We start from the raw sequence: 8,202 nt of genomic DNA, 5'->3' as shown, positions 1-8,202 counted from the left end.
CCACTGTGTGTTCCTAGACCCCCCCGCCCCAGCGCGCGCTGTACGTGCGGGCCACGAGCCGCCCGGCGCGGCCCGGGGGTGGCCGCGGGGGACCCCCCCCCTTCAGCTCAGGCCGAGGGCGACGGCGGAGAGGACGGCCCAGGCGAGCATCGCGAGCCCGGTGTCGCGCAGCGCCGGGATCAGCTCGCGGCCGACCTTCCCGCCCCCGACCGCGCGCACCGACGTCAGCAGCAGCGGCGCGGTGATCAGGGTGATCAGCACCCACGGCTGGAAGATGCCGAGTACGACGCTGAGCACGTACGGCACCGTCACCAGCGCCAGGTAGAGCCGTCGCGTGCCGCGATCGCCGAGGCGGGTGGCGAGGGTGCGCTTCCCGGCCTCGATGTCGGTGGGGATGTCCCGCAGGTTGTTCGCGACGAGCACCCCGGTCGAGAAGGAGCCGACCGCGACCGCGCAGGCGAGCCCCGCCCAGCTGACCCGTCCGGCCTGGACGTACACCGTCCCGAGCACCCCGGCCAGGCCGAAGAACACGAACACCGCGATCTCGCCGAACCCGTAGTAGCCGTACGGTTTGCTGCCGCCGGTGTAGAACCACGCGCCGAGGATGCACAGCGCGCCCATCGCGAGCAGCCACCAGTGACCGGTGAGCGCGACGAGCAGCAGCCCCAGCACACCGGCGAGGCCGAGCGAGGTCAGCGCGGCGGCCAGCACGGTTTTCGGGGCAGCGCTACCGGACCCCACCAGCCGCAACGGGCCGACGCGGTGCTCGTCGGTGCCGCGGACGCCGTCGGAGTAGTCGTTGGCGAAGTTGACGCCGATGATCAGGGCCAGCGCGACCAGCAGGGCGAGCAGCGAACGCCACCAGGAGAACGCGTCGAGCGCGATCGCGGCGCCGATCCCGGCGACCACCGGGGCGATCGCGTTGGGCAGCGTCCGCGGCCGGGCGCCTTCGATCCACTCACTCACTGTCGCCATGACGTCCATTCAACGCCATGACGATCACCCGTTGGCCGGAAACCCCCGGAATGTCACGGGGTGCGCGGAGCACTCCACGTGAGCTGGCCACTGTTCGGTGCGAGGGCGGGAGTTTCGTCCGCCATAGCCGGACCGGCGAGGACGGCCAGTCCGAACGCGGCGAGCATGCAGGTGAGTGCGGTACGTATCCGGCGCGTCATGGGAGAAGCCAAGCCGTTCGGCCCAGGACCTGTCAACACAATCGGGTGAATCAGGGGATGTTTTCCGTCGTCAAGCGATCACGTACGGCCATTCGGTCTATTTTCCCCGGCCCGCGCAAGGGAAGCTCGGTGGCGAACTCGACCCGCTTCGGCGCGCACGCGGCGCCGAGTTCGGATTTCACCGCCGCGCACAGGTCGCCGCCATCGCAGGCACCGCTCGCCGGGACCACGAGCGCCACGACGGCCTCGCCCCATTCCGGGTGCGGCACACCGACCACGCAGGCGTCGCGCACGCCGGGCTGGGCGCCGAGGACGCGTTCGATCGCGGCGGCGGAGACCTTCACCCCGCCCGTGTTGATCATGTCGTCGGCGCGGCCGAGAACCTGGAGCCTGCCGTCCTCGGTGAACCGGCCGCGGTCCGAAGTGCGGAACCAGCCGTCGCCGAACGACTCCGCGGTCAGCTCCGGCTGCCGCCGGTAGCCGTGCGCGAGGACGTCGCCCGCGATCCGGATCCGGCCGTCGTCGTCCAGTTCGATCCGGACGCCGTCGAGCGGGACGCCGTCGTACACGCAGCCGCTGGCCGTCTCGCTCATCCCGTACGCGGGCACGATCCGGACGCCGGCGTCGGCCGCGCGTTCCCGCAGCTGCGCGGAGGTCGCGGCGGCGCCGATCACGATGGCGTCGAAGGTGCGGGCCGCGGCCAGTCCGGCGGGGGAGTCGAGCAGGCGGACGAGCTGGGTGGGCACCAGCGCGGTATACCGAGGACCGTCGACAGTGGACAGTGACGCGGCGGCCGCGGCGAAGTCGTCCGGGCGGAAGCCGTCGCCGGTCAGCACCGCCGGGGTGGTGCCCGACAGCAGCGCGCGGACGAGCACCTGCAGGCCCCCGATGTAGTGCGAGGGGGTGGCGAGCAGCCAGTGACCGGGGCCGCCGAGCCGTGCGTGAGTGGCCGTGGCGGACGCGCGTAGCGCCGACGCCGAGAGCAGCACACCCTTCGGGGCGCCGGTGGATCCCGACGTCGCGATGATCACCGCGGTGCCGGGCTCGACGGGTTCCTCCGGCGCCATCGCGTCCCGCAGCGCCTTCGCCGACGGGTCCTTCGCGTTCAACGGCACCACCGCGGGTCCACCGTCGAGCGCGTCGGCCACCGCCCGCGTCAGCTCCGCCACCGACTCGGCCGACCCGTCCAGCCACACCTCCTGCACGCGACCTCCCGAGTCTCACATTCCCACTCCTTCGGCGAGTGTGGAACACGGCTTGCCCGGACAGGAAACCCAGGTGGCCCGAATGTGGGACTCACCGCAGCTCGGGCCCCGGTCGCACCAGCGGCGGCCCCCACGGACCTTCGGCTCAGTAGTAGTAGGGCACGTCCTTGAAGTCCGGGTCGCGTTTTTGGAGGAAGGCGTCGCGGCCCTCGACGGCTTCGTCCTGCATGTACGCGAGGCGGGTGGTTTCGCCGGCGAAGAGCTGCTGGCCGACGAGGCCGTCGTCGATGAGGTTGAAGGCGTATTTCAGCATGCGCTGCGCCGTCGGCGACTTGCCGATGATCGTCCACGCCCAGTCCAGCGCCTCGGCCTCCAGCGAGGCGTGCGGGACGACGGCGTTGACCGCGCCCATCGCCTGCATCTGCTCGGCGGTGTACTCGCGGCCGAGGAAGAAGATCTCCCGCGCGAACTTCTGCCCGACCTGGCGGGCGAGGTAGGCCGAGCCGAAGCCGCCGTCGAACGAGCCGACGTCGGCGTCGGTCTGCTTGAAGCGGGCGTGTTCGGCCGAGGCGAGGGTGAGATCGCACACCACGTGCAGCGAGTGCCCGCCGCCCGCGGCCCAGCCGGGAACGACCGCGATCACCGGTTTCGGCATGAAGCGGATGAGCCGCTGGCACTCGAGGATGTGCAGCCGCCCGGCCCGTGCCGGGTCCACCGTGTCCGAAGTCTCCCCGCTCGCGTACTGATACCCGGAGCGTCCGCGAATACGCTGGTCACCGCCGGAGCAAAAGGCCCAGCCACCGTCCTTGGGGGACGGTCCGTTCCCGGTGAGGAGGACGCAGCCGACATCCGGGCTCTGCCGGGCGTGGTCGAGCGCGCGGTACAGCTCGTCGACGGTGTGCGGCCGGAAGGCGTTGCGGACCTCCGGCCGGTCGAACGCGATGCGCGCGACCCGCTTGCCACCGCGGTTCTCAGCTGACCGGTGGTAGGTGATGTCAGTTAAGTCGGATCCCTCGACCGGGGTCCACGCGGCGGGATCGAACAGCTCGGAAACTTGGGCTTCATCCACGTTTGGGAGAATAGGACGTGTGCTTATGAGTGAAGACGACAGTCGCGAGGTCCGCCGGTGAATCCGTCCACCGCGCAGGCCCGCGTGCTCGTCGACGAACTCGTCCGCAACACCGTCTCGCACGTCGTGCTCTGCCCTGGCTCCCGCAACGCCCCGTTGTCGATCGCGCTCTACGACGCGGCGGCGGCCGGGAGGCTCCAGCTGCACGTCCGCATCGACGAGCGCGGCGCCGCCTTCCTCGCGCTCGGCATCGCCGCCCGCACCGGCCGCCCGGTGGCCGTGCTGTGCACGTCCGGGACCGCCGCCGCGAACTTCCACCCCGCGGTGCTGGAGGCCGACCGCGCCGGGGTGCCGCTGATCGTGCTGACCGCCGACCGGCCGCCGGAGCTGCGGGCTGCGGGGGCGAGCCAGGTCATCGACCAGCACCAGCTCTACGGCGACGCCGTCCGCTACTTCGACGAGCTGGCGGTCGCGGAGCGCCGCGCCGGCCAGAACTCGTACTGGCGCAGCCAGATCTGCCGGGCCTGGAACGCCGCGTACGGCGAATGGCGCTGCGGGCCGGTGCACCTGAACATCCCGTTCCGCGAGCCGCTCGTGCCCGATACCGACGATGACGGCGAGTGGTACGAATCGCTCGAAGGACGTCCCGACGGCGAACGCTGGACGGAGCTGCCGGACTTCGGCGCGCTCCCGTCGTTCGTCGTGCCCTCGGCGCGGCACGGCCTGGTCATCGCGTGCGACACGGGCGTGCAGGCGGCGAGCGAATGGGCCGAGCTGCACGGCTGGCCCGTGGTGTCCGAGACCGGCGGCCTCGGCCTCTCGGGCGGGACGGCGATCTCGTCGGGGACGTGGCTGCTCGGCGTCGAGGACTTCATCGCGCGGCACAAGCCCGAGCAGGTGCTGTGCCTCGGCCGTCCGACCGTGTTCCGGCAGGTCCAGCGGGTCCTGTCGGATCCCGGTGTCGAGGTCCTGCTGGTGCGCCCCGACTCGGACTGGCCCGCGCCCGCGCACAACGTCCGGCAGGTCGGGCAGTGGTTCGACGAGCCGACCAAACCCGCCGACCCGGAGTGGCTGGCCAGCTGGCGCCGTGCCGACGCGGCCGCCCGTGAAGCCGTCGACGGGCTGCTCGCCGACGAGCCGTGGCCCAGCGGGTTGCGGCTGGCGAGCGAGCTGGTGGACGCGCTGCCGGAGGGTTCGCTGCTGGTCGTCGGCTCGTCCAACCCGACCCGGGACGTCGCGCTCGCCGGACGGCTGCGCCCGGACGTCCTGGTGCATCGCAACCGCGGTGTCGCGGGTATCGACGGAACCGTGTCGACCGCGATCGGCGCCGCCACCGTCCACCGTGGACCGTCGTACGCGCTGATCGGCGACCTGACGTTCCTGCACGACGCGAGCGGCCTGTTGACCGGGCCGACCGAGCAGCGGCCCGACCTGACGATCGTGGTGCTCAACGACGACGGCGGCGGGATCTTCTCGCTGCTGGAGCAGGGCGCGCCGGAGCACAACGCCAGCTTCGAACGCGTCTTCGGCACCCCGCACGGCGCGGATCTCGGCGCGCTGTGTGCCGGGTACCGGGTGCCGCACGTCGTGGCGAACACGCTCACGGAATTCCGCGCCGCACTGCGCCCCGCGCCAGGGCTGCGCGTGGTCGAGGTCCGCGTCGACCGGACGCGGCACCGCGATCTGCACAGCAGGCTGCGTGCGGTGGTGAGTTCGGCCGTCTCGGCGGTCTAGACCAAGATCGCCGTGCGCGTCAAAGCGGGGACGGCCACATTCTCACCGGGTAAGAACCCTCCCTTCGGCTGTATCTCCGGATTCGGCAGCTGAATACGTTCACCTTGCCTGAATTCGTTCTGGGAGGAACCACATGAGGAAAAGAACGCGCGCCGGGTTGGGTGTGCTCGCCGCCGGAGTCACTTCGGTACTGCTCGCGGGAGTCGCGGGCGCGGCGCCCTCGCCCGGCGCACCCGGCGTCGGGGATCCGTACTACCCGAACGCCGGGAACGGCGGTACGGACGTCCAGCACTACAACATCCGCCTGACCTACCAGCCCGCCACCGATCTGCTGTCCGGCACGACCACGCTCCTGCTCACCGCGACCCAGGACCTGTCGCGGTTCGATCTGGACTTCGGGCTCAAGGCCACCAGCGTCCTGGTGAACAACCGCCCGGCGCAGTTCACCAACTCGACCGGCAACGGCGAGCTGGTGATCACCCCGGCCACGCCGCTGGCCAAGGGCCAGACCGCCACCGTCGTGGTCGCGTACTCGGACACGCCGTCGCAGGTGAAGATCGACGGCATCGCCGGCTGGAAGAAGACGCCGGACGGTGCGCTCGCCGTCGACGAGCCGCAGAGCGCGGCGTGGTGGTTCCCGTCGAACGACCACCCGACCGACCGCGCCACCTTCGACGTCTCGGTCGAGGTGCCCGACGACGTCGCCGCGTTGTCCAACGGCACCCTGGTGAGCAAGACCAAGAAGCGGGCGGGCTGGACGCGCTGGAACTGGCGCAGCACGCAGCCGCAGGCGACGTACCTGACGTCGCTGGAGGTCGGCAAGTTCGAGGTCAACCAGTCGACGACGCCGGACGGCAAGCCGTTCATCACCGCCTACGCCGCCGACCTCGGCCCGTCGCTGGACGCCGCGAAGGCCAGTGTCGAGCGGACCCCCGAGGTCAACGAGTTCCTCGCGTCCCAGTTCGGGCCTTACCCGTTCGAGGCGCAGGGCGGTGTGGTCACCAGCGGCATCACCTTCTCGCTGGAGAACCAGACCCGCCCGGTGTACGGCGCGAAGAACTTCGCCGCGGGCGCGAACACCTCGCTGATCGCGCACGAGAACGCACACCAGTGGTTCGGCGACAACGTCACGCTCGGCCGGTGGAGCGACATCTGGCTGAACGAGGGCTTCGCGACGTACGCGCAGTTCCTGTGGTCCGAACACACTGGTGAGGGCACCGCGGACGAGCTGGCGCAGTACATCTACGACTCGAACGCGGCGGACGCCCCGCTGTGGAAGCGCCTCCCGGCCGACCCCGGCGCGGCCAACCAGTTCGACAACGCCGTCTACGACCGCGGCGCGCTCGCGGTCCACGCGCTGCGCAAGACCGTCGGTGACCAGGCGTTCTTCCGGATCCTGCAGACCTGGCAGAAGGAGAAGGCCGGGAAGTCCGCGCGGATCACGGAGTTCATCGCGCTCGCCGAGAAGATCTCCGGGAAGCCGCTGTACGACCTGTTCCAGACCTGGCTCTACACCGCGGGCAAGCCGCCGGTCGGCCCGAACGGGGCCGCTCCGCAGGCGCTGGCGGCAGGGGTGAAGCAGGCACCGAAGTCGTACGCGCAGATCAAGGCGACCCAGGAGTTGCTCCACGCCGAACACGCACATTGAGCGGTACCTCTATGCTCGCGGCGTGATGGCTAAAGGTGAGCGGGCGAGGCGCATCGGGTGGTACGTCACCCTCGGTGTCGCCTCGCTCCTCACCGTCATGTGCGTGGCACTGCTGTTCGCCGCGATCCGCAACGACAACGCGATCTCCGGCCAGCTGGGGACAGCGAACGCGCAGGTCGAGTCGGTCGCCTTCGACCGCACGATCATCCAGTTCGCGACCCCGGACGGCATCGTGCACAGCCCGTCGAACGGGGTCCTCTACCCGGGCGGCCTCGTCGCGGGCCAGCTGGTGCGCATCGAGTACGACATGTCGGACCCGGAGCTGGCGAGGGTCGCCGGTCGCTCGGCCACCGAAACGTTGCTGCCACTCGGCCTGACCGTGCTGGTCACCTGGCTCGTCGCGACGCCGCTGCTCTGGTGGATCCGGCGCCAGAAGCGCCTCTCCGCGCCGGACGCCCCCGTCACCGTGTAGCCCCGGGAACTTGAGCGGTGTTCAGGTCGTGCCGGTGAGGGCGGCGGTCTCCTGCCACCAGCCCAGCACCTCGTCCGCGACGCCGGGGGCCGCGACGAGCAGGCCGTCCGTCGGCAGCGCGGTGTCCTCGCCGTGCTTGTCCAGCACGACCGCGCCCGCCTCGATCGCCATCGCCACCGAACCCGCGACGTCCCATTCGTGGTAGCTGTGCAGCACCGCGGCGGCCGCGTGACCCAGTGCGACCTGCGCGATCGACAACGCCGCCGAGCCGAGCACCCGGACCCCGGCGTGCGCGGCGGCGGCCCGTTCGATGAACCCGCCCATGCCCGGCCACGGCCCGGTGCGCGCCAGCTCGGTGCACACGATCGCCCCGGCGGTGCCGCGCCGGTCCGCGAGGGTGATCGGCTTGCCGTTCGCGCGGGCTCCCCGGCCGCGGGCGGCGGCGTAGATCTGCGCGCGGTACGGGTCGGCGACGACGCCGACAACCGGGCCGGCGGCGTCGATCAGCGCGAGGCTGTAGGCGCACCACGGCACCCCGGCGACGTAGTTCGCGGTGCCGTCGACCGAGTCGACGACCCAGCGGTACTCGGCGACGTCCGCGCCGTGGTCGGCGCCGAACTCGTGGCCGACCACCGGGATCCCGGGGAACTCGGCGGTCAGCACCCGGCGGGTGTGCCGCTCCAGGATGCGGTCGGTGTCGGTGACCCAGTCGAACGGCGATTCCAGCGTGGTGGGGTGCGCGCCCCGCCCCGCTGTCGCGGTGATGACGTCGGTGGCGTCATTGGCCAGGCGCCCGGCCACCTCGAGGGCTCTGGACAACAGGCCCGGTTCTACGGGCCGAGGCGGCCTCGACGAAAGGAGGGTCATGCCTTCTTAGTCTGGGCCGCGCTGGTTTCCGG

8 protein-coding genes are annotated in these 8,202 nt (G+C 71.3%); 3 read left to right on the top strand and 5 right to left on the bottom strand.

Annotation, left to right across the window (positions count from 1 at the left end; genetic code table 11):
- Positions 1-102: 102 nt before the first annotated feature.
- The 4 genes from ACFWY9_RS33030 to ACFWY9_RS33015 form a co-directional block, all read right to left on the bottom strand.
- On the bottom strand, positions 103-975 hold the full coding sequence (locus ACFWY9_RS33030) for a 1,4-dihydroxy-2-naphthoate polyprenyltransferase (protein ID WP_378323610.1): 873 nt from the start codon (positions 973-975) through the stop codon (positions 103-105).
- Between the two features lie 53 nt (positions 976-1,028).
- Complete coding sequence (locus ACFWY9_RS33025) at positions 1,029-1,175, bottom strand: hypothetical protein (protein WP_378323609.1); 147 nt, start codon at positions 1,173-1,175, stop codon at positions 1,029-1,031.
- Positions 1,176-1,225: 50 nt separating this feature from the next.
- Complete coding sequence (menE, locus tag ACFWY9_RS33020; RefSeq protein ID WP_378340701.1) at positions 1,226-2,380, bottom strand: o-succinylbenzoate--CoA ligase; 1,155 nt, start codon at positions 2,378-2,380, stop codon at positions 1,226-1,228.
- 145 nt (positions 2,381-2,525) lie between these two features.
- Complete coding sequence (locus tag ACFWY9_RS33015; protein WP_378340700.1) at positions 2,526-3,449, bottom strand: 1,4-dihydroxy-2-naphthoyl-CoA synthase; 924 nt, start codon at positions 3,447-3,449, stop codon at positions 2,526-2,528.
- A 57-nt stretch (positions 3,450-3,506) separates the two neighbouring features.
- On the opposite strand from ACFWY9_RS33015, the gene menD reads away from it, so the two are divergent.
- From menD to ACFWY9_RS33000, 3 genes are all read left to right on the top strand, one after another.
- Positions 3,507-5,183 (top strand): 2-succinyl-5-enolpyruvyl-6-hydroxy-3-cyclohexene-1-carboxylic-acid synthase, encoded by a 1,677-nt coding sequence (gene menD / locus ACFWY9_RS33010; RefSeq protein ID WP_378323604.1) that lies wholly within the window; start codon positions 3,507-3,509, stop codon positions 5,181-5,183.
- A 133-nt stretch (positions 5,184-5,316) separates the two neighbouring features.
- On the top strand, positions 5,317-6,831 hold the full coding sequence (locus tag ACFWY9_RS33005; RefSeq protein ID WP_378340699.1) for a M1 family metallopeptidase: 1,515 nt from the start codon (positions 5,317-5,319) through the stop codon (positions 6,829-6,831).
- Between the two features lie 22 nt (positions 6,832-6,853).
- Positions 6,854-7,303 carry a DUF3592 domain-containing protein gene (locus ACFWY9_RS33000; RefSeq protein ID WP_378340698.1) on the top strand — a complete coding sequence of 150 codons (450 nt, stop codon included), beginning with the start codon at positions 6,854-6,856 and terminating at the stop codon, positions 7,301-7,303.
- A gap of 21 nt (positions 7,304-7,324) precedes the next feature.
- On the opposite strand, the gene ACFWY9_RS32995 is transcribed toward ACFWY9_RS33000, so the two are convergent.
- The gene (locus tag ACFWY9_RS32995) at positions 7,325-8,170 is read right to left on the bottom strand and encodes an inositol monophosphatase family protein (RefSeq protein ID WP_378323600.1); all 846 of its coding nucleotides are present in this window, start codon (positions 8,168-8,170) and stop codon (positions 7,325-7,327) included.
- Positions 8,171-8,202: the final 32 nt, after the last annotated feature.

Source organism: Amycolatopsis sp. NPDC059027 (genome assembly GCF_042739735.1).
GTDB lineage: Bacteria > Actinomycetota > Actinomycetes > Mycobacteriales > Pseudonocardiaceae > Amycolatopsis.
The sequence above is the reverse complement of the archived record's forward strand: the minus strand, read 5'-3'. Positions and strand labels throughout refer to the sequence as shown.

Excerpts from the sequence above, each read along its gene's own strand:
- ACFWY9_RS32995 (WP_378323600.1), bottom strand. The coding sequence starts at position 8,170 with ATGACCCTCCTTTCGTCGAGGCCGCCTCGGCCCGTAGAACCGGGCCTG.
- ACFWY9_RS33005 (WP_378340699.1), top strand. The coding sequence starts at position 5,317 with ATGAGGAAAAGAACGCGCGCCGGGTTGGGTGTGCTCGCCGCCGGAGTC.
- ACFWY9_RS33030 (WP_378323610.1), bottom strand. The coding sequence starts at position 975 with ATGGCGACAGTGAGTGAGTGGATCGAAGGCGCCCGGCCGCGGACGCTG.
- ACFWY9_RS33025 (WP_378323609.1), bottom strand. The coding sequence starts at position 1,175 with ATGACGCGCCGGATACGTACCGCACTCACCTGCATGCTCGCCGCGTTC.